Annotated in this window: 21 protein-coding genes; 10 read left to right on the forward strand and 11 right to left on the reverse strand. The window is 52.1% G+C overall.

Features of this window, described 5'->3' with window-relative positions; genetic code table 11:
- Positions 1 to 5 precede the first annotated feature (5 nt).
- Positions 6 to 953 carry a zinc ABC transporter substrate-binding protein ZnuA gene (gene znuA, locus PMPD1_RS12900; protein WP_173634426.1) on the reverse strand — a complete coding sequence of 316 codons (948 nt, stop codon included), beginning with the start codon at positions 951 to 953 and terminating at the stop codon, positions 6 to 8.
- A gap of 77 nt (positions 954 to 1,030) precedes the next feature.
- Between znuA and znuC the strand changes: the two genes are divergently transcribed.
- Complete coding sequence (gene znuC, locus PMPD1_RS12905) at positions 1,031 to 1,783, forward strand: zinc ABC transporter ATP-binding protein ZnuC (RefSeq protein ID WP_173634427.1); 753 nt, start codon at positions 1,031 to 1,033, stop codon at positions 1,781 to 1,783.
- The gene (gene znuB, locus PMPD1_RS12910) at positions 1,783 to 2,568 is read left to right on the forward strand and encodes a zinc ABC transporter permease subunit ZnuB (protein ID WP_173634428.1); all 786 of its coding nucleotides are present in this window, start codon (positions 1,783 to 1,785) and stop codon (positions 2,566 to 2,568) included. Before znuC ends, znuB begins: the two co-directional genes overlap by 1 nt.
- Before the next feature lie 37 nt (positions 2,569 to 2,605).
- Here znuB and ruvB read toward each other — a convergent pair whose 3' ends face one another.
- The 6 genes from ruvB to aspS all read right to left on the reverse strand — a co-directional run bounded on the left by ruvB (position 2,606) and on the right by aspS (position 8,089).
- Entirely contained in the window at positions 2,606 to 3,610 is a 1,005-nt protein-coding gene (gene ruvB, locus PMPD1_RS12915; protein ID WP_173636216.1) for a Holliday junction branch migration DNA helicase RuvB, read from the reverse strand.
- A gap of 8 nt (positions 3,611 to 3,618) precedes the next feature.
- Positions 3,619 to 4,233: a Holliday junction branch migration protein RuvA gene (gene ruvA / locus PMPD1_RS12920; protein ID WP_173634429.1), complete on the reverse strand. Its 615-nt coding sequence runs from the start codon at positions 4,231 to 4,233 to the stop codon at positions 3,619 to 3,621.
- Positions 4,234 to 4,312: 79 nt separating this feature from the next.
- Positions 4,313 to 4,837, reverse strand: coding sequence for a crossover junction endodeoxyribonuclease RuvC (ruvC, locus tag PMPD1_RS12925; protein WP_173634430.1), 525 nt, complete (start codon positions 4,835 to 4,837; stop codon positions 4,313 to 4,315).
- 163 nt (positions 4,838 to 5,000) lie between these two features.
- Positions 5,001 to 5,744, reverse strand: a complete 744-nt coding sequence (locus PMPD1_RS12930) for a YebC/PmpR family DNA-binding transcriptional regulator (protein ID WP_173634431.1) — start codon at positions 5,742 to 5,744, stop codon at positions 5,001 to 5,003.
- 130 nt (positions 5,745 to 5,874) lie between these two features.
- Positions 5,875 to 6,309: a dihydroneopterin triphosphate diphosphatase gene (nudB, locus tag PMPD1_RS12935; protein ID WP_173634432.1), complete on the reverse strand. Its 435-nt coding sequence runs from the start codon at positions 6,307 to 6,309 to the stop codon at positions 5,875 to 5,877.
- A gap of 1 nt (position 6,310) precedes the next feature.
- Positions 6,311 to 8,089 carry an aspartate--tRNA ligase gene (gene aspS / locus PMPD1_RS12940; RefSeq protein ID WP_173634433.1) on the reverse strand — a complete coding sequence of 593 codons (1,779 nt, stop codon included), beginning with the start codon at positions 8,087 to 8,089 and terminating at the stop codon, positions 6,311 to 6,313.
- Positions 8,090 to 8,457: 368 nt separating this feature from the next.
- On the opposite strand from aspS, the gene PMPD1_RS12945 reads away from it, so the two are divergent.
- From PMPD1_RS12945 to cmoB, 5 genes are all read left to right on the forward strand, one after another.
- Positions 8,458 to 9,024, forward strand: a complete 567-nt coding sequence (locus PMPD1_RS12945; RefSeq protein WP_173636217.1) for a hydrolase — start codon at positions 8,458 to 8,460, stop codon at positions 9,022 to 9,024.
- A gap of 42 nt (positions 9,025 to 9,066) precedes the next feature.
- Positions 9,067 to 9,891: a DUF72 domain-containing protein gene (locus tag PMPD1_RS12950; protein ID WP_173634434.1), complete on the forward strand. Its 825-nt coding sequence runs from the start codon at positions 9,067 to 9,069 to the stop codon at positions 9,889 to 9,891.
- Between the two features lie 101 nt (positions 9,892 to 9,992).
- A complete protein-coding gene (locus PMPD1_RS12955) occupies positions 9,993 to 10,388 on the forward strand; it encodes an MAPEG family protein (protein ID WP_173634435.1) in 396 nt (131 codons plus the stop codon).
- Between the two features lie 84 nt (positions 10,389 to 10,472).
- The gene (cmoA, locus tag PMPD1_RS12960; protein WP_173634436.1) at positions 10,473 to 11,213 is read left to right on the forward strand and encodes a carboxy-S-adenosyl-L-methionine synthase CmoA; all 741 of its coding nucleotides are present in this window, start codon (positions 10,473 to 10,475) and stop codon (positions 11,211 to 11,213) included.
- Positions 11,210 to 12,178, forward strand: coding sequence for a tRNA 5-methoxyuridine(34)/uridine 5-oxyacetic acid(34) synthase CmoB (cmoB, locus tag PMPD1_RS12965; RefSeq protein ID WP_173634437.1), 969 nt, complete (start codon positions 11,210 to 11,212; stop codon positions 12,176 to 12,178). The genes cmoA and cmoB overlap by 4 nt, the downstream gene beginning before the upstream one ends.
- Positions 12,179 to 12,194: 16 nt before the next feature.
- Here the strand turns inward: cmoB and PMPD1_RS12970 are convergent, their stop codons facing one another.
- The gene (locus PMPD1_RS12970) at positions 12,195 to 13,055 is read right to left on the reverse strand and encodes a hypothetical protein (protein ID WP_435529692.1); all 861 of its coding nucleotides are present in this window, start codon (positions 13,053 to 13,055) and stop codon (positions 12,195 to 12,197) included.
- A gap of 166 nt (positions 13,056 to 13,221) precedes the next feature.
- Positions 13,222 to 13,872, reverse strand: coding sequence for a lipopolysaccharide kinase InaA (gene inaA, locus PMPD1_RS12975; protein ID WP_173634438.1), 651 nt, complete (start codon positions 13,870 to 13,872; stop codon positions 13,222 to 13,224).
- A 203-nt stretch (positions 13,873 to 14,075) separates the two neighbouring features.
- On the opposite strand from inaA, the gene PMPD1_RS12980 reads away from it, so the two are divergent.
- Positions 14,076 to 14,891, forward strand: coding sequence for an RNase A-like domain-containing protein (locus PMPD1_RS12980; protein WP_173634439.1), 816 nt, complete (start codon positions 14,076 to 14,078; stop codon positions 14,889 to 14,891).
- A 4-nt stretch (positions 14,892 to 14,895) separates the two neighbouring features.
- Positions 14,896 to 15,189, forward strand: coding sequence for a contact-dependent growth inhibition system immunity protein (locus PMPD1_RS12985; protein WP_173634440.1), 294 nt, complete (start codon positions 14,896 to 14,898; stop codon positions 15,187 to 15,189).
- A gap of 203 nt (positions 15,190 to 15,392) precedes the next feature.
- Here PMPD1_RS12985 and cutC read toward each other — a convergent pair whose 3' ends face one another.
- Positions 15,393 to 16,148, reverse strand: coding sequence for a copper homeostasis protein CutC (gene cutC / locus PMPD1_RS12990; RefSeq protein ID WP_173634441.1), 756 nt, complete (start codon positions 16,146 to 16,148; stop codon positions 15,393 to 15,395).
- Positions 16,149 to 16,234: 86 nt separating this feature from the next.
- On the opposite strand from cutC, the gene PMPD1_RS12995 reads away from it, so the two are divergent.
- The gene (locus tag PMPD1_RS12995) at positions 16,235 to 17,380 is read left to right on the forward strand and encodes a MalY/PatB family protein (protein ID WP_173634442.1); all 1,146 of its coding nucleotides are present in this window, start codon (positions 16,235 to 16,237) and stop codon (positions 17,378 to 17,380) included.
- Positions 17,381 to 17,424: 44 nt separating this feature from the next.
- On the opposite strand, the gene PMPD1_RS13000 is transcribed toward PMPD1_RS12995, so the two are convergent.
- Positions 17,425 to 17,982, reverse strand: a complete 558-nt coding sequence (locus PMPD1_RS13000; RefSeq protein ID WP_173634443.1) for a VOC family protein — start codon at positions 17,980 to 17,982, stop codon at positions 17,425 to 17,427.
- Positions 17,983 to 18,204 lie beyond the last annotated feature (222 nt).

The following is an 18,204-nucleotide window of genomic DNA, read 5'->3' on the forward strand; positions in this document are numbered from 1 at the left end:
TTCCTCTATGCTCCTTTCAGGCAGCTCGCATACTGGCTTGACAACTGTGAGAGAAATTTCACATAGCTGTCTTTCGTTAAGCTGATGCCCATCCCCAACGGATCCAGCGTCCCCTTACGGACGTTTGTTCCGCGGGCCACGGCATCGATGACGGCTGGCCTGAATTGTGGCTCAGCAAAAACGCATACCGCTTTTTGCTCAACCAACTGTGTTCGTATTTGATGTAAACGCTGCGCACCAGGTTGAATTTCTGGGTTAACGGTAAAATGCCCTAAAGGCGACAAACCGAAATGTTTCTCAAAGTAGCTATAAGCATCGTGAAAAACGAAATACCCTTTCCCCTTTATGGGTGCCAGCTCGCTGCCAATGACCTGGTCTGATTGTGCCAGTCCCGCCTCGAATTGTTGCAGGTTAGCGTCAAGTTTGGCTTTGCTTTGCGGCATAAGTTCCAATAATTTTCCATGGATTGCAACCGCCGATTCCCGTGCTATTTCAGGGGATAACCAGAGATGCATATTATATTGCCCCTCATGGTGGTGTTGATGAGATTCATCTTGATGTTCGAAACCGCTTTCACCCGCCTCCTCATCTTCATCAGCGCCGGTAATCAATAGCGGTTTAACCGTCGGCAATTCGGCCAATTCAAGGTTTTTTTGCGCGGGGATTGCGGCAACCGATTTGGTCATAAACGCTTCCATTTCCGGGCCGACCCATACCACTAAATCCGCGCCCTGCAAGCGTTTAACGTCTGAAGGACGTAACGCATAGTCGTGCTCGGAAGCGCCATCAGGCAGCAGCACCTGAACTGGCGTAACGCCATCGGCAATCGCGGCGGCGATAAAACCAATCGGTTTCAAAGATGTGACCACCGTCGCATCGGCTGATTGTGTAAGCGAAACGGTTAAACCGGCGGCAAAAAGCGTAGAAAAAAACCATTTTTTATTATGTAACATAATGCTTCAATCCATCGTGATTCATTGATGGGGTGTGATATTATAACATCCGAAATCTTCTGCAACCCGTAATCGCTATGTCCTCATTGGTAAGTCTGGAAAAAATCGCGGTCAGCTTTGATCGACGCCGCGTATTGTCTGACATTTCACTGCGCCTGGAGCCAGGACGTATTTTGACGCTGCTTGGTCCTAACGGCGCCGGTAAATCAACGCTGGTGCGCGTGGTACTGGGCCTCATTACGCCGGACAGCGGCACGCTGTACCGCGCCACACGGTTACGTATTGGTTATGTGCCGCAAAAACTTCATCTGGATGCCACGCTGCCGCTTAGCGTTGAACGGTTTTTACGCCTGCGGCCCGGCGTAAAAAAAGCCGATATTCTCCCGGCTCTTAAACGGGTACAGGCCGGCCATCTACAACACTCTCCGCTGCAAAAGCTTTCTGGCGGAGAAACCCAGCGCGTGTTGCTGGCGCGGGCGCTGTTGAACCGTCCCCAACTTCTGGTGCTTGATGAACCCACGCAGGGCGTCGACGTTAATGGGCAAGTGGCGCTGTATGACCTGATTAATCAGCTTCGTCAGGAACTCAACTGTGGCGTGTTGATGGTTTCTCACGATTTGCATTTGGTGATGGCGAAAACCGATGAGGTGTTGTGTTTGAATCAGCATATCTGCTGTTCCGGCACGCCAGAGGTGGTTTCGCAACACCCTGAGTTTATTTCGATGTTCGGGCCACGCGGCGCAGAGCAGTTGGCAATCTATCGCCACCACCATAATCACCGTCACGATTTACAGGGACGCATTATTCTGCGTAAAGGACAGGGGCTCTAATGATTGAATTGTTACTTCCTGGCTGGCTGGCCGGCGTGATGCTGGCATTGGCCGCCGGGCCGCTAGGTTCGTTTGTCGTTTGGCGACGTATGTCCTACTTTGGCGATACCCTGGCACATGCTTCATTACTTGGCGTTGCCTTTGGTTTACTGCTGAATGTTAATCCGTTCTATGCGGTGATTGTCGTCACGCTGTTGTTGGCGCTGGGCTTAGTGTGGCTGGAGCGCCGACCGCATCTGGCGATCGATACGTTACTTGGTATTATGGCGCACAGCGCCCTGTCGCTGGGTTTAGTGGTGGTGAGCCTGATGTCGAACGTGCGTGTCGATTTAATGGCCTACCTGTTTGGCGACTTGTTGGCGGTGACGCCGCAAGATCTGCTGTTGATTGCCATTGGCGTCATCACCGTGCTGGCGCTAATGGCCTGGCAGTGGCGCGCGCTGTTATCAATGACCATTAGCCCTGAATTAGCGCAAGTTGATGGGGTTAATATTCAGCGGACGCGTTTAGTCTTGATGCTGGTTACCGCGCTCACCATTGGTGTGGCGATGAAGTTTGTTGGCGCTTTGATTATCACCTCGTTGCTGATTATTCCGGCTGCCGCCGCACGCCGTTTTTCCCGCTCACCTGAGCAGATGGCGGCCTTAGCAGTGATGGTGGGGATAGTTGCGGTGAGCGGCGGACTGACATTCTCCGCCTTTTATGATACGCCAGCCGGGCCTTCGGTGGTGCTCAGCGCCGCACTGTTATTTATTGTTAGTATGGTAAAAAAACCGGCTAACTAACTGCCAGCGGGTAAGTTATTACTCGCCCGCTACGGCGTTACTCTTCGCGTGTAATGCCAAAATGTTTATACGCATGTTGGGTGGCGATACGGCCACGCGGCGTGCGCTGAATAAACCCCTGTTGAATCAGATAGGGCTCCAGTACATCCTCAATGGTCTCTCGCTCTTCGCCAATCGCGGCCGCCAGGTTATCCAACCCGACCGGCCCGCCGGTAAATTTATCGATAATCGCCAGCAATAGCTTACGATCCATGTAATCAAAACCTTCGGTATCTACATTCAACATATCAAGTGCCTGAGCGGCAACCTCACCGCTCATATTCCCCTCGGCCCGCACCTCGGAGAAATCCCGCACCCGGCGCAGCAAGCGGTTAGCAATACGCGGCGTACCCCGCGCGCGTCGCGCAATCTCCAGTGCGCCTTCATCACTCAACGGCAAACCGAGGCAGGCCGCGCTGCGGCCCACAATATATTTAAGATCTTCGACCCGATAAAATTCAAGGCGCTGCACAATACCGAAACGGTCACGCAGTGGAGAGGTCAGCGAACCGGCTCGGGTGGTGGCGCCAATCAGGGTAAACGGCGGCAAATCCAATTTGATTGAACGCGCCGCCGGGCCTTCGCCAATCATAATATCAAGCTGGTAATCCTCCATCGCCGGATAGAGCACTTCTTCCACCACCGGCGACAGACGATGAATTTCATCAATAAACAGCACGTCATGCGGTTCGAGATTGGTTAGCATTGCTGCCAGATCGCCAGCTTTTTCCAGCACCGGACCAGAAGTCGTGCGCAAGTTGACGCCCATTTCGTTAGCGACGATATTCGCCAGCGTGGTTTTACCCAGACCCGGCGGCCCGAAAATCAATAAATGATCGAGCGCGTCGCCACGCATTTTCGCCGCCTGGATAAAGATCTCCATCTGCTCACGCACCTGCGGCTGCCCGATATACTCTTCCAGCAGTTTAGGGCGGATCGCACGGTCTATGACCTCTTCTTCACTGATAGCGCCAGGTGAGACCAGGCGGTCGGCTTCAATCATCATTTACCTCAAAGTGCGGCACGCAACGCTTCACGGATCAATGTTTCACAATCTGCATCCGGGCGACCCACTTTCCCGATCATCCGACTGGCTTCTTGTGGTTTATAGCCCAGCGCAATCAGGGCGGAAACCGCTTCGGCCTCGGCATCATTGGCCGCCGGCGCCGGAGACTGGCTAGTCAACGCAAAGCTGGAATCAGCGGCAAACAGATCGCCATGCATGCCTTTAAAGCGATCCTTCATCTCAACCACCAAACGCTCGGCGGTTTTCTTGCCAACGCCGGGCAATTTAACCAGCGCGGCAATCTCTTCACGCTCTACCGCGGTGACAAATTGCTGCGCCGACATGCCGGACAGGATCGCTAACGCCAACTTGGGCCCAACGCCATTCACTTTAATCAACTCGCGAAACAGCGCACGCTCTTGTTTGCTATTAAAACCAAATAATAGCTGCGCATCTTCGCGCACCACAAAGTGGGTAAAAATCACCGCTTCGTGGTTTAACTCCGGTAGCTCATAGAAACAGGTCATCGGCATATGCACCTCATACCCCACCCCGTTGGCTTCAAGCAACACCTGCGGCGGCTGTTTTTCCAGGATAATGCCTCTTAAACGACCTATCACGTTGGCTTCCTTTAGTTTTGATTAGAGAAGAAGAATGACAGTTTATAACATAAAAAAAGCTGGATGAATATCCAGCTTGTCAGGAGCGTAACCGCCCGCGGGCAAGCGTAAGAGGCTTGTCGCTCAGCTTAGTAATGTTTTGACTCATATGACAATGCGTGATGGCGATCGCCAACGCATCGGCGGCGTCAGACTGTGGGTTTTCCGCCAGCTTTAACAAGGTGCGCACCATATGCTGCACCTGGCTTTTTTCCGCACTACCAATACCAACTACGGTTTGCTTCACCTGACGCGCGGCGTATTCAAACACCGGTAAATCATGATTGACCGCCGCCACAATCGCCGCGCCACGCGCCTGGCCCAGCTTTAACGCCGAGTCGGCATTCTTCGCCATAAACACTTGTTCAATCGCGAAATAATCCGGCTGAAACTGTGCGATAATTTCGCTCACGCCGGCATAAATAAGTTTTAAGCGTGCAGGAAGTGAATCCACGCCGGTGCGGATGCAGCCGCTACCTAACCAGGAAAGCTGCCGCCCGACTTGACGTATCACACCGTAACCGGTGACGCGTGAGCCGGGGTCAATCCCAAGGATAATGCTCATCGCGCCGCTCCTGTGGTGGTTAATGAGGGAGGGTTTTCCAACGCTTTCAATGCGCAATAAAGTGACTGCGTAATGTTAACATCTTCCTGCCCACGAAAATTAACCTCGCGGGCCAGGAAAGTGAACAACGCCAAGCCACCAGCGGACTGAAAGCGAATAGCTATCACAGCGTCGCCGCCACCTCATCGGAAATCTCACCGTTATGGTAGACTTCTTGCACGTCGTCGCAATCTTCCAACATATCGATCAAGCGTAGCAATTTAGGCGCGGTTTCCGCATCCATATCGGCCTTGGTCGACGGGATCATTGATACTTCCGCCGCTTCCGCCTGCAAACCTGCCGCGTCCAGCGCATCTTTCACCGTGCCGAAAGTTTCCGGGGTGGTAAAGACATCAATCGCGCCATCATCATAGGTCACCACGTCTTCCGCTCCGGCTTCCAGCGCCGCATCCATCACCGTGTCTTCATCAAGGCCGGGCGCGTAGGAAATCACCCCTTTTTTGGTGAACAGGTAAGCAACTGAGCCATCGGTACCGAGGTTACCGCCGGTTTTGGTAAAGGCATGACGTACTTCAGAAACGGTACGGTTACGGTTGTCGCTCAGGCATTCCACCATTACCGCGGTGCCGCCAGGACCGTAACCTTCATAAATGATAGTTTCCATATTGCTATCATCTTCACCGCCCACACCACGCGCGATCGCGCGATTCATGGTGTCTCGCGTCATATTATTGGACAGCGCTTTATCCATCGCCGCGCGTAAACGCGGGTTGGAAGCCGCATCGCCGCCGCCCAGTTTCGCTGCGGTGACCAGCTCACGAATAATTTTAGTAAAGATCTTCCCGCGTTTCGCATCCTGTGCCGCTTTGCGGTGCTTGGTGTTGGCCCATTTACTATGACCTGCCATCTCTCTATCTCCAGAATAAATCCGTCCGATGAACCCAAAATACTGCTCGGAAACGACGGACGTTAATTAAGATTCCAATATTGTCGGCGGGAACCGCTTCAACGCGCCATGCGCGCAGTGACACCCGCCATCAAGCCACAAATTCTTCAATTGCCTGGCGATTACTCCAGGACTTCGTCAATTGCGCCGCGTCGGCGACGTTTAGCCAGCGCCAGGCGAGATGCTCGCTCAGTGCCACCTCGCGTTCATGCGGCAGCGCCAGCGTAAACCAATGTTCGGTATTATGCGTGACGCCGGGCGCATAGCGATGGCGAAAGTGGGTAAAGATTTCAAATTCTATCTGACGTTGGCAATCCACCACTGTGAGCCGCTCGGCATTCACATCAATCGCCAGCTCTTCCCACACTTCACGCAACGCGGCCTGATGCAGCGTTTCACCCGCTTCGAGGCTGCCGGTAACCGATTGCCAAAACTGCGGATCATCACGCCGTTGCAGCATCAGCACCCGCCGGGTATCGCGCGCGTAAATCACCACCAATACCGAGACGGGTTGCTTCCAGGCCATATTACTTACTCTCAGGTTGATCCTTTTTCACCACCTGAATCGCCAATTCCGCCAGCGAGGCCGGGTTCGCGAAGCTCGGTGCCTCTGTCATCAGACAGGCCGCTGCGGTGGTTTTCGGGAACGCAATAACATCGCGGATATTATCCGTGCCCGTCAGCAACATCACCAGACGGTCAAGACCAAAGGCCAGCCCGGCATGCGGCGGAGTGCCGTATTTTAATGCATCTAACAGGAAGCCGAATTTCTCACGCTGTTCCTGCTCGGTAATGCCGAGAATACCAAATACCGCTTGCTGCATCTGGCCGTTATGGATACGTACCGAGCCACCGCCCACTTCGTAACCGTTAATCACCATGTCGTAAGCGTTGGCGATAGCGGTTTCCGGTGCCGCGTTCAGTTGCTGCGGTGTCATATCGAGCGGTGCGGTAAAGGGATGGTGCATCGCCGTCAGGCCGCCCTCGCCGTCCTCTTCAAACATCGGGAAATCAACGACCCACAGCGGTGCCCATGCAGCTTCATCAGTGATATTCAGATCGCGCCCTACTTTCAGACGCAGCGCGCCCAGCGCATCAGCCACCACTTTTGCCGAATCGGCCCCAAAGAACAGCAGATCGCCATCCTGCGCCTGGGTACGTGTCAGAATCGCCTCAATAATCTCTTCGCTCAGGAACTTCGCTACCGGACTTTGTACGCCAGCCGCGCCCTGATCGCGCGCGTTGACCTTCATCCAGGCCAGCCCTTTCGCGCCATAGATTTCGATAAACTTGGTGTAATCATCAATCTGTTTACGCGTCAGTTGCGCACCGCCCGGCACGCGCAGCGCTGCAACGCGGCCTTTGGCGTCATTCGCCGGGCCGGAGAAGACTTTAAACTCTACCGTTTGCAGCAGATCGGCAACATCCACTAACTCCATGGGGTTGCGCAGATCCGGCTTATCTGAACCATAGCGGCGCATGGCTTCGGCAAAGGTCATTTGTGGGAAATCCCCCAAATCGACACCTTTTACCTCTTGCCATAAGTCACGCACCAGACGTTCCATAACCTCACGCACTTGCGGCGCGGTCATAAACGAGGTTTCTACATCGATCTGGGTAAACTCCGGCTGACGATCGGCTCGTAAGTCCTCGTCACGGAAGCATTTAACAATTTGGTAGTAACGGTCAAACCCGGACATCATCAGCAACTGTTTGAACAGTTGTGGCGACTGCGGCAGCGCATAAAACTTACCTTTATGTACCCGGCTCGGCACCAAATAGTCACGCGCCCCTTCCGGCGTGGCTTTGGTCAGCATCGGCGTTTCAATATCCAGAAAGCCGTGGTCATCCATAAAGCGGCGAACAAAGCTGGTAATTTTTGCGCGCGCTTTCAGGCGAGAAGCCATTTCAGGGCGACGCAGGTCAAGATAGCGATACTTGAGACGCGCCTCTTCGCTATTGTTCTGATTCGCGTCCAGCGGCAGCGGTTCCGCGCGGTTAATAATGGTTAATTCAGTGGCGAAAACTTCCACTTCACCGGTTGCCATCTCTGCATTTTTATTTTTACCTTCACGCGCACGCACCGTGCCAGTAACCTGAATGCAAAATTCATTACGCAGTTCAGAAGCCAGGCGGAATGCCTCCTGCCGGTCCGGATCGAAGAACACCTGGACGATACCTTCGCGATCGCGCATATCAATAAAGATCAGGCTACCGAGGTCACGGCGGCGATTAACCCAGCCGCAAAGTGTCACTTGCTGGCCTTCATGAGACCGATTGAGCCGCCCACAATATTCAGTACGCATTACGCTATCCTTTTAACTTCGCCGCTGCTATACCCGTCATACTTGTTGCCGCCTTGATGCAACGTAAAGAATGTAGGGCATATACGGGCAGCTTGATGAGTTCGTTTCCGCTCGTGCCTGGCAGCCCAGGACGCGATAACGGACGAGACGATGCCCGAAAAAAGGCAGGCATTATAATGTAAAAAACAAGGCGCGATAAGAGCCGCAGGTGGATTGTCCCGCCTTGCGCAATGAATCCTTGATCGTACGCAGAACCGGCCGGCGTTTAAACACAAAAACTAACAATATTCGCCACTTCCGGACACTCTTCTCGTCGCCTAAGCCTCACTTTTTCTCGTACTCTGCTTCTTTTCTGTTTTTCGGAGCGAATAATGAAACTGAATTCCGCGACAACTGCCCTGGTATTAATCGATTTACAAGACGGTATTCTGCCTTTTGCCGGCGGCCCTCATGCCGCAAACGATGTGGTTGCGCGTGCGGCCAAACTGGCCGGTAAATTCCGCGCGCTTAACGCCCCGGTGGTGCTGGTACAGGTCGGCTGGTCGCCAGATTTCGCCGAAGCGTTAAAACAACCAGTCGATGCGCCTTCTACTCACACATCACTGCCGGAAAATTGGTGGAGCTGGCCATCCGCGCTGGGCGTGCAAGAGAGTGATATCGTGGTAACCAAACGCCAGTGGGGCGCTTTCTACGGTACCGACCTTGAGCTTCAACTGCGCCGTCGTGGGATTGATACGCTGGTGCTTGGCGGCATTTCCACCAATATTGGTGTGGAGTCCACCGCGCGTAACGCGTGGGAATTAGGTTTTAATTTAGTGATTGCCGAAGATGCATGCAGCGCCGGTAGTACCGAGCAGCATAATGGTAGTTTACAATGGATTTTCCCACGTATCGCTAAAGTGCGTCAGTCCGCAGAAATTATCGACGCACTCTAAATACCGACAGGGCGGAAGGTTCCGCCCTGATTCAGGAGACTCATGTCGGTTATTCGCCTTGGTTTACCACAGTGGCAACATGCCCAGTGGAAGAAGTATGGTCTGGAAACGCTGGCCGATTACGCACGTTATTTTAACTGCGTAGAAGGCAACACCACGTTGTATGCGCTACCTAAGCCCGAGGTGGTATTACGCTGGCGCGATATGACCGATGATAATTTTCGCTTCTGCTTTAAATTTCCCGCCACCATTAGCCACCAAGCCGCGCTACGCCAGTGCGATGATCTGACCGAAAACTTTTTCCGTACGCTGGACCCGCTGGCCGACCGTATTGGTCAATATTGGTTACAGCTTCCGGCTGCCTTTGGCCCGGGCAATTTACCGGCGTTATGGGCCTTTCTGGATGGGCTGCCTAAACGCTTTGAATATGGCGTTGAAGTACGGCATGCGGCGTTTTTCACCAAGGGTGACGCGGAACAGGCACTCAATCGCGGGCTGCATCAACGTGGGGTTAACCGGGTGATTCTGGATAGCCGCCCGGTTCACGCCTCGCCGTCTCAAACCCCGGCAGCCATTGAAGCACGTCGTAAAAAACCGCGTGTTCCGGCCCATGCGGTGATGACCGCCAACAACCCAATGATTCGGTTTATCGGCGGCGACGATGCTCAGGCCAATGCGCCCTTTTTTGCTGCCTGGCTCAAAAAACTGCCTGAGTGGCGGCAAACCGGTAATCCCTGGCTTTTTATTCATACGCCAGATATTGGCAACGCGCTGGATTTGGTGCAGTTCCTCTGGCCAGCATTACAACAAGCCATGCCGCAATTAGGCGAGGCGCCGGACTGGCCACAGCAATCTACCCTATTTTGAAAAGCGTTTAAAAAACAATCGCCCACTCAGCTCGACCAGCGACACTGTCGCTTTTCCCGGCTATGATAATCAGTGACTACTTTTCATTTCCGAGGTTACCCATGGTTAGCGCGCTATATGTCGTGCTTGGTGCTCTGTTTTTACTGAAATTTACTGCCGATGTGGTGAAATTACGTCGCCAATTCCGTGTTGCGCATGGCGACGGCGGGTTTGACGAATTACGTACCGCGATTCGGATTCATGGCAATGCCACGGAAAATATTCCCGTTGCGGCGCTGTTATTAGTGATGATGGAAATGAACGGCGCGGAAGTATGGATGCTTCATCTTACCGGGCTGGCGTTCTTTTTGGGGCGCGCCATGCACTTCTATGGCATGCGGCATAGCATCATTATATGGCGTCGCAATGGCATGATTTTCACTCTGCTGGCATTAGTCGGGATGGTGGTGCTAAATCTAATCTATCTCCCCTGGGATCTTATTTTTACCCTGCATTAGCGATTAACCCCGGCAGAACAGGTGCAGCATGGCGCGCTTTCTGCCAAAATAACGTCCTTTCCGTTGTTCACCGGACTTACCGTTATGTCTAATCGCGATACGCTTTTCTCCGCCCCGATAGCCAAACTGGGTGACTGGACTTTTGATGAGCGCGTAGCCGAAGTCTTTCCCGATATGATCCAGCGCTCAGTGCCGGGTTATTCCAATATTATTTCCATGATTGGCATGCTGGCCGAACGTTTTGTTCAGCCGAATACCCAAGTATATGACTTAGGTTGTTCGCTTGGCGCCGCCACGCTGTCGATTCGGCGTAATATTCATGTCGAAGGTTGCCAGATCATTGCCGTCGATAACTCACCGGCGATGATTGAGCGCTGCCGCCGCCATATTGACGCTTTCCGCGCCGATACGCCGGTGCGGGTAACAGAAGCGGATATTCGTGACATTCCGATCGAAAATGCCTCACTGGTGGTACTAAATTTCACCGTGCAATTTCTTGAGCCGGAAGAGCGGCAGCAACTGCTCAATACCGTCTACCAAGGCCTTAATCCCGGCGGCGCGCTGGTATTGTCGGAGAAATTCTCTTTTGAAGATAACAAGGTCGGCGACCTGTTGTTCAATATGCATCATGATTTCAAACGCGCTAATGGCTATAGCGAACTGGAAATTAGCCAAAAGCGTAGCATGTTGGAAAATGTGATGCTGACCGATAGTGTGGAAACTCACAAAGCGCGGTTACATCAGGCAGGCTTTGAGCATGCCGAACTGTGGTTCCAGTGTTTCAACTTTGGTTCACTGGTTGCATTAAAAGCGAGTGCTGAATGATCGATTTTGGCAATTTTTATCGGCATATCGCGCAAGGGCCGCTTGCTGCCTGGCTGGAAGTCTTACCGGCGCAACTTGCCGCCTGGCAACGTGAAAACTTGCACGGTCACTTCAAAAACTGGGAAAAGGCGGTAGAACATTTGCCGACGCTGGTACCGGAGCGCCTTGATCTGTTGCATAGCGTTACGGCGGATAGCCAAACGCTTACCGAACGTCAGCGCGACGGTATTGAGAAATTACTCCGCAACCTAATGCCGTGGCGCAAAGGGCCGTACACGCTGTATGGCACCCATATTGATACCGAATGGCGTTCCGACTGGAAGTGGCAGCGTGTTTTGCCACACATTTCACCGCTGGCCGGGCGTACGGTGCTGGATGTCGGCTGCGGGAGTGGCTACCACTTGTGGCGAATGATCGGCGCCGGTGCGCATTTCGTGGTGGGTATCGACCCGATGCAGCTCTTTTTGTGCCAGTTTGAAGCGGTACGCAAATTGCTTGGCGACGATCAGCGCGCGCATCTGCTGCCGATCGGCATTGAGCAATTGCCGGAGCTAAAGGCCTTCGATACGGTTTTTTCGATGGGCGTGCTCTACCATCGTCGTTCGCCGTTAGACCATCTTTTCCAGTTGAAAAATCAGTTGGTCAGCGGCGGTGAGCTGGTGTTAGAAACGCTGGTCATTGAAGGAGATGAGAACGCGGTTTTGGTGCCAGGCGAACGCTATGCGCAGATGCGCAATGTCTACTTTATCCCTTCAGCCGCCGCATTAAAAAGCTGGCTGGAGAAGTGTGGTTTTGAGGATGTTCGGGTAGTGGATTATTCAATTACCAGCACCGATGAGCAACGTCGCACCGCCTGGATGACCAGCGAGTCGTTAGCTGAATTCCTCGATCCGCAGGATACGAGTAAAACGGTTGAAGGTTATCCGGCTCCGCTCCGCGCGGTGCTGGTAGCACGCAAGCCATAAACCCGCTCCGCCAGGCCTACTTAGCGCTGGCGGAGGTTTCCTTATCCCAATACTCGAAGCGGTACGCCGCGCTGATATTGCGTTGTAGGGTATTTTTGTCGGAAACTTCCATTTCCCGCGAATAACTCAGCGTACAGTTTCCGGTGTCATCCCAGGATTGGCACTCATCAACGGCGGTTAGCGTGCTACTCGGTAGATGGCTGACCGAATCCATGCGGAGCTCACGGTGGTGTTTATCGTAGGTATAATGCTCTTTGCTATTGTTTGAGGTGGTGCTCAATACCTGCCCTTTTGCGTTCCAGCGATAGTGATATTCACCATTGGTTAAAGCATCGGAGCCGCGCGCGACACTGCTGGTTAAACGCAGGTGCCGGTTATAACGGTAGGTCGTCTCGGTAAAACCCTTTTTCCCCATCAAAACAAAACTGTCGCTAGCGCTGGTAATATTGCCGCGTTTTCCTGAGGAATAATTAATGGTGCCTTGCTTATTATTGACCTCGACCTGCTGGTCGCCACGCTGTACTTTCACCGAAATTTGATACTCGGCCAACCAACCGCCTTGTACGCGGGTGAGGTGCTGCGCCATTGATAAGGTAACGCCGCCTTCACTTTTGTCATACGAAATATCCGCAACGCTCAGTACGCCGCAGCGATCAAATTGCCCCAGCATCCGTTTTTGCAAATTGACGTCTTTACCAAACTCCCCCAGAACAAATTGTTTAATCGGCCCTTTCGCGGTGCCTCCCAGCATGATAACGCTATTACTGTCATTCACCGCCTGACTCACGCCCGCACACGGTGTTGCGGCACGCGCCTGAAAAGTAAAGGGAAGCACAACAGACAGCAAAAGCGGGTAAAACCATTGAGTCATATTCATTATGCTCTCGCCAGGAAGAGGAACAGAGTGATGTCCGAACCTACTAAAGCTTATCGCATTTCACACAGCAGGCGCGTTATCAGGCATAAAAAAACCGCACGAGCGCCCTTTATCAGGTCATTCATGCGGCGCGTGCACAGTATGCTGAAACATCGCCAGCAGCGGGTTATAGCGCCCGGTAGTAATCTTTGACGCGCTGCCAGTCTTCACGCGGGATCGGCGCAAGGTATTTTTCTAGCTGTTTAAAATCATGGCGCACCGCTTTTTCCCGCACCCAGCGGCGACGGCTTTTTTCTAAATCAAGAAAGCCCGCTTCCACTTTTCCTTCGGTTTTGACAAAAATATGGCGTACATAGCAACAACCATGTTGGCGGTTCACGCTGTGCATACCTTTGAAGGCGGTGGCAACCTGCTTCAATACCTCTTCATAGGTTTCGGCATCAACTTTGCGGTGCTCTTCTTCATCATACCAATGGTCGATGCTGCTAAAACCGGTCATATCCTCGGTGACCAGCAGCGCTCGCCATTCACCGTCGATCTTTAACGCTTTACCGTAAACGATTTTCGGCACATTAACCCCAGCGCGTGCCAAATCATTAATCGCCTGGATCTCGCGAATGATGGTGGGCCGCCCGAAAGGGTAGCGCAAAGAGTGAAACAGGTGATGCGTCATACGCTTAACATAAAGCGTTTTACCGTCGCGAACGATGCGCTGTACGCCGCTCATTCCGTTACGACGCTGATTGGGTTCTTCGACCCAGTCTCCTTGTGTGTCCCACCACTGCCGGAATTCTTCTAAAGTCTGTTGAGAAGGCATGACGTCCCCATTTATCGTTATAAAAATACGCGCGTCTTCGACCGAAGGTGTAACACGCATTAATAAGCAGTGTAATAATTATGTAACTATAAAGTTTAACGAAAAATGAGAATTGTGCGGAGGTGGGATCTAAATCAATACGCTTTGCGTGGCACACCATAATTATTTACCATCAGGACGCGTTTTTTGGAGGAATAAACGTTATGGATAACGGTCTTCAAGTTGTAATGTCTCCCGTTCAATTGGCGGCAGTGTTATCAGATAAGTCCGTCACTGGAGGAGAAACACTGAGTAACCGCTTGTTAGGCGGTCTTGAACTGCTGATGGGAAGCCTTGAATTGGCTGGTGCAACAGCGTTATGTATGGCGCCAGAACCAACCACATTAACTAAGGCTGCATGCGTTGTTATTGGTACACACAGTATGGATAGCATTAACGCAGCAGCAAATAGGGTGCTATCAGGTACTGACACCAGATCAGCCACTTACCGCGCAGCGGAGTCGCTAGCCAGGCAATTTGGCGCTGATGATAAAACAGCATGGAAAATTGGACTCACTGTTGACATAGCTGTACCACTTGGATTTGCCCTTGCGGTGGGAGCAGCAAGAGTTGCGGCTGTTCGCATGGGACGCATTCAGCTAACACTCCATGAGTCAGCAACCGGGGCAAAGCCTGGCGGTCACACGATTGAAAAACATATCGGTAAATCAAGAGATGAATTGCTGCAACGTCTGGAGTTAAGACCTGACTTAAGTGGGTCAAGCACTTTCACTAATATTGACACGGCAGAACGGGCAATAACTAATGCTATAAGAGCGAATACCTCACAAATAAAAATGTGGGGGCACTATCCGCAACGGCCTCTGGCGTTTGATCATCATGCCAGTTCTCCGATTGGCTCCTATATCAAAAAAGGAAGTACTGAAATGGTCTCTACCTCAAAATTCCGTGTGGTTCTTGAGTACAAAGCGTATAACGGCCAGCCGTATTACATTCTTACTGCGTATCCTACATGGTGACAAGATGGAAAATGACTATCCCCTGCTGACTAACTTGATGGATGCCTGGCTTAACCAGGATTACGATTATATTTGTGAGTCAGAAACAATAGAGGGTGCAATCGACTATTACATCTATCACTCCTCACCCAACATTCTGAAAGAGTTACTGCTCGAATTTGAAAACTTCTTGGCTATGCATCCTGACGACGCGGATAAGGCATTTGAAGAAAATTTTCATCCTGAGGTGATAATTCCCAGCATAGAGAAATTTACCATCCTCTTTAAAGAAAAGGTCACGGCATGCGGAAAGATTTAACAATAGCCCGCGGATAGAAAACACATCTTATCGGTTATCCTCAGCGTAGAGGTTATTTTCTTATCCACTCAGTTTCCAATTGCATCTCTGACCACATCAACATCTTGATTTGAATAAAAAAAACCCCAACAACATGCTGGGGTCTGGTACTTGCAAACATCACGTCTGAGGAACGGCGTGCTGCGCGGCAAAATCAGTAGACGTTAGGCAACGCGAACACTGTTGTTCATCTGCATAACGCCTTTCATCGCTTCTACCACATCACTATCAACGCAGTAGCGACTAAACTCATCCGTCTCATTACCGGAACACATTGATACGCCCGCTTTGCGGTAACGCATCGGCGACGGAACCATACGCCCTGCCGAACTGTGCAGTTCCTGAATACCGTTATCAAGGAACTTCTGCAGATTGCTCAAACGTACGCCTGCCCCGGCCATAATGATTGGACCTTCACTCAGTTGAGTTAGTTCCTTAAGCAACGCAATTCCACTCTCCGCACTTTGCTGTTGCCCGGAAGTCAGAATGCGCGCCACGCCGAGCTCGGTCAACTCCTCCAGCGCGCGTTTAGGACTATGACTGAGGTCAAAAGCACGATGGAACGTTACCGCCATATCACCACATAACGCCATAATTTCACGCATTTTGACCCTATCAATATGCGCATCCTCATCCAGCATGCCAATCACGACGCCCGGGAAACCCAAATCGCGAATAAAAGCGACATCGGACTTCATCGACGCGAATTCAGCCGCGCTATAACAAAAGTCACCCGCGCGTGGCCGCACAATCGGATGTACCGGAATGGAAACGCGCTCAAGAGCGGCTTTCAGCGTGCCCGCAGATGGCGTTAATCCCCCTTCGCTCGGTGCCGAACAGAGTTCAACGCGATCGGCTCCGGCCTGCTGCGCCGTCACTGCGCAGTCCACTCCATAGCAGGATACTTCCAGTTTTGTCATCTCATCCTCCTGTCTAATGACTGCTGGTTGGTTATTAATTTCTCGGGTAGGCTTCATTGAAGGTTATTTTAACGGGAATATTTATCATGGCATTCAATTTTGACCAACGGATAGACCGACGTCACAGTGATAGCGTTAAATGGCACAAATATGGCGATCGCGATGTACTTCCGCTGTGGGTAGCCGATACCGATTTTCTCTCACCGCCGTGCGTAATTGATGCGTTGCATGAACGGGTGAGCCATGGCGTATTCGGCTATGGCGACACGCCCACCGAACTGATTGATGTCATCATTGCGCGCATGGCAACCCGTTACCAATGGCAGATAGAGGCAGACTGGCTGGTGTTTTTACCCGGTGTGGTTTCGGGGCTAAATATTTGCGTGCGCGCCTTTACCGCCGCGCATGAAGGCACACTGGCTCCTACGCCAATCTATCCGCCCTTCCGGACTGCGGCGCAATTAGCGCAACGGGCACAATTAAATGTCCAAATGCGTCCGCAACAAGGGCGTTGGGTGCCGGATTTTGAAGCCGCTGAAACCCAGCTAAATGGGCAAGAGCGGCTATTAATGCTGTGTAACCCGCATAATCCGGGCGGCACCGTTTATCGTCGTGACGAACTCGAAGCACAGTTAGCCTTTGCCCAACGTCATGATCTGGTGGTGTGTTCCGACGAAATCCACTGCGATTTACTGCTGGAACCCGGTGTGCAACATATTCCCTTTGCCAGCCTAAGCGAAGATGCGGCACAGCGTTCGGTGACACTGCTGGCACCGTCCAAAACGTTTAATATTGCCGGGCTGGGCGCCTCGCTGGCCATTATTCCTAACCCTGAGTTACGGCAGCGCTTCCGGGCCATCGCCAAAGGGATTGTGCCCTCAGTAGATGTGCTGGCTTTCGTCGCCGCCACCGCCGCCTGGCGTGATGGGCAACCGTGGTTAGACGCGCAACTGGATTATTTACGCGCCAACCGCGATGAACTGGTGCAACGCGTCAACCAAATGGGCGGGTTAAGCGTCTATTCACCTGAAGCGACCTATCTGGCATGGATCGATGCTCATCAACTACCGGTTGCCAGCCCGGCCCTATTTTTTGAAAAACAGGGCCTTGGCTTTTCGCCAGGGCGTGATTTTGGTGACGATGGTTTTGTGCGCTTCAACTTTGGCTGTACGCGCGCCACGCTAACAGAAGCCATTAAGAGAATGGAAACGGCGATAAACAGTTTAGGCTAATGTCCGGCACGCGCTGGCTGAGCATGTCAGCACGTGTCCGGCGGTTATGCGGCTTCGCTGGCAACAATTTCTTTTAGCGTCCAGGGGTGAAACTTAATCGTTACCACCCCATTGGTTACCGCCAGCGTCGGATTAGGTAAGCGCTCCTTATCTCCTTTCGGCGAGCTGGTTTTGAACGAAATGCCCGGACGTAACAGCCCTTCATCGGATAACAGCGCCATCGCTCTGGCACCAAGCGTTTCCGGCTCGCCGCGCAACACAATTTCGACATGCTCCCAGCCTTCATGGCGGTAGAGTTTGTTTCCTGGCCACGGCAGTTCAATGACGTCAATTGCCCACGGCCCCACCTGCAGCGGCTGCCGCAAGGCGAACAGACAAATAGGTCGGCCGTTAATCTGGTTTTCTGAAAATAATGTGCCCAGTTGCGAAAGACCACGTTTCCAACGTTCCGCCGTCGCTACCTGATGGCAACGCACGGAAATATGATCTGCTGTAAGGCCGGTAAGCTCTAATCCCACCAAACCGGCAAGCTCGGTTAGCGCCTGTTCGAAACGCGGTAAGTCAGTGACTAAATCGGTTAATTCTTCTGGATGATTTTTCATCACCACGGGTTTTCCTCTTTTTTAAGGTAGCGTTCTTAAACTTTATTCAGCGCATATATCGCTATTAAGGACCAGATGAAGCTTATAATTTTCAAGCTATTGAGAATTTTCCATATGGATATGCGTCATTTACCTACCTTCACTCTGTTTAAAACTGGTATTAATACCATCAATTGCTTTATAAAGATAATTTTAACCTTATGTTTTTATTTATCTTTATTA

Origin of the sequence: Paramixta manurensis (assembly GCF_013285385.1) — a bacterium.
GTDB classification, from domain to species: domain Bacteria; phylum Pseudomonadota; class Gammaproteobacteria; order Enterobacterales; family Enterobacteriaceae; genus Paramixta; species Paramixta manurensis.

What these genes read in the sequence shown, in the direction of transcription:
- znuA (WP_173634426.1), bottom strand. Translation starts at nt 953, where the DNA reads ATGTTACATAATAAAAAATGGTTTTTTTCTACGCTTTTTGCCGCCGGT.
- znuC (WP_173634427.1), top strand. Translation starts at nt 1,031, where the DNA reads ATGTCCTCATTGGTAAGTCTGGAAAAAATCGCGGTCAGCTTTGATCGA.
- znuB (WP_173634428.1), top strand. Translation starts at nt 1,783, where the DNA reads ATGATTGAATTGTTACTTCCTGGCTGGCTGGCCGGCGTGATGCTGGCA.
- ruvB (WP_173636216.1), bottom strand. Translation starts at nt 3,610, where the DNA reads ATGATTGAAGCCGACCGCCTGGTCTCACCTGGCGCTATCAGTGAAGAA.
- ruvC (WP_173634430.1), bottom strand. Translation starts at nt 4,837, where the DNA reads ATGAGCATTATCCTTGGGATTGACCCCGGCTCACGCGTCACCGGTTAC.
- PMPD1_RS12930 (WP_173634431.1), bottom strand. Translation starts at nt 5,744, where the DNA reads ATGGCAGGTCATAGTAAATGGGCCAACACCAAGCACCGCAAAGCGGCA.
- nudB (WP_173634432.1), bottom strand. Translation starts at nt 6,309, where the DNA reads ATGGCCTGGAAGCAACCCGTCTCGGTATTGGTGGTGATTTACGCGCGC.
- aspS (WP_173634433.1), bottom strand. Translation starts at nt 8,089, where the DNA reads ATGCGTACTGAATATTGTGGGCGGCTCAATCGGTCTCATGAAGGCCAG.
- PMPD1_RS12950 (WP_173634434.1), top strand. Translation starts at nt 9,067, where the DNA reads ATGTCGGTTATTCGCCTTGGTTTACCACAGTGGCAACATGCCCAGTGG.
- PMPD1_RS12955 (WP_173634435.1), top strand. Translation starts at nt 9,993, where the DNA reads ATGGTTAGCGCGCTATATGTCGTGCTTGGTGCTCTGTTTTTACTGAAA.
- cmoA (WP_173634436.1), top strand. Translation starts at nt 10,473, where the DNA reads ATGTCTAATCGCGATACGCTTTTCTCCGCCCCGATAGCCAAACTGGGT.
- cmoB (WP_173634437.1), top strand. Translation starts at nt 11,210, where the DNA reads ATGATCGATTTTGGCAATTTTTATCGGCATATCGCGCAAGGGCCGCTT.
- PMPD1_RS12970 (WP_435529692.1), bottom strand. Translation starts at nt 13,055, where the DNA reads ATGAATATGACTCAATGGTTTTACCCGCTTTTGCTGTCTGTTGTGCTT.
- inaA (WP_173634438.1), bottom strand. Translation starts at nt 13,872, where the DNA reads ATGCCTTCTCAACAGACTTTAGAAGAATTCCGGCAGTGGTGGGACACA.
- PMPD1_RS12980 (WP_173634439.1), top strand. Translation starts at nt 14,076, where the DNA reads ATGGATAACGGTCTTCAAGTTGTAATGTCTCCCGTTCAATTGGCGGCA.
- PMPD1_RS12985 (WP_173634440.1), top strand. Translation starts at nt 14,896, where the DNA reads ATGGAAAATGACTATCCCCTGCTGACTAACTTGATGGATGCCTGGCTT.
- cutC (WP_173634441.1), bottom strand. Translation starts at nt 16,148, where the DNA reads ATGACAAAACTGGAAGTATCCTGCTATGGAGTGGACTGCGCAGTGACG.
- PMPD1_RS12995 (WP_173634442.1), top strand. Translation starts at nt 16,235, where the DNA reads ATGGCATTCAATTTTGACCAACGGATAGACCGACGTCACAGTGATAGC.
- PMPD1_RS13000 (WP_173634443.1), bottom strand. Translation starts at nt 17,982, where the DNA reads ATGAAAAATCATCCAGAAGAATTAACCGATTTAGTCACTGACTTACCG.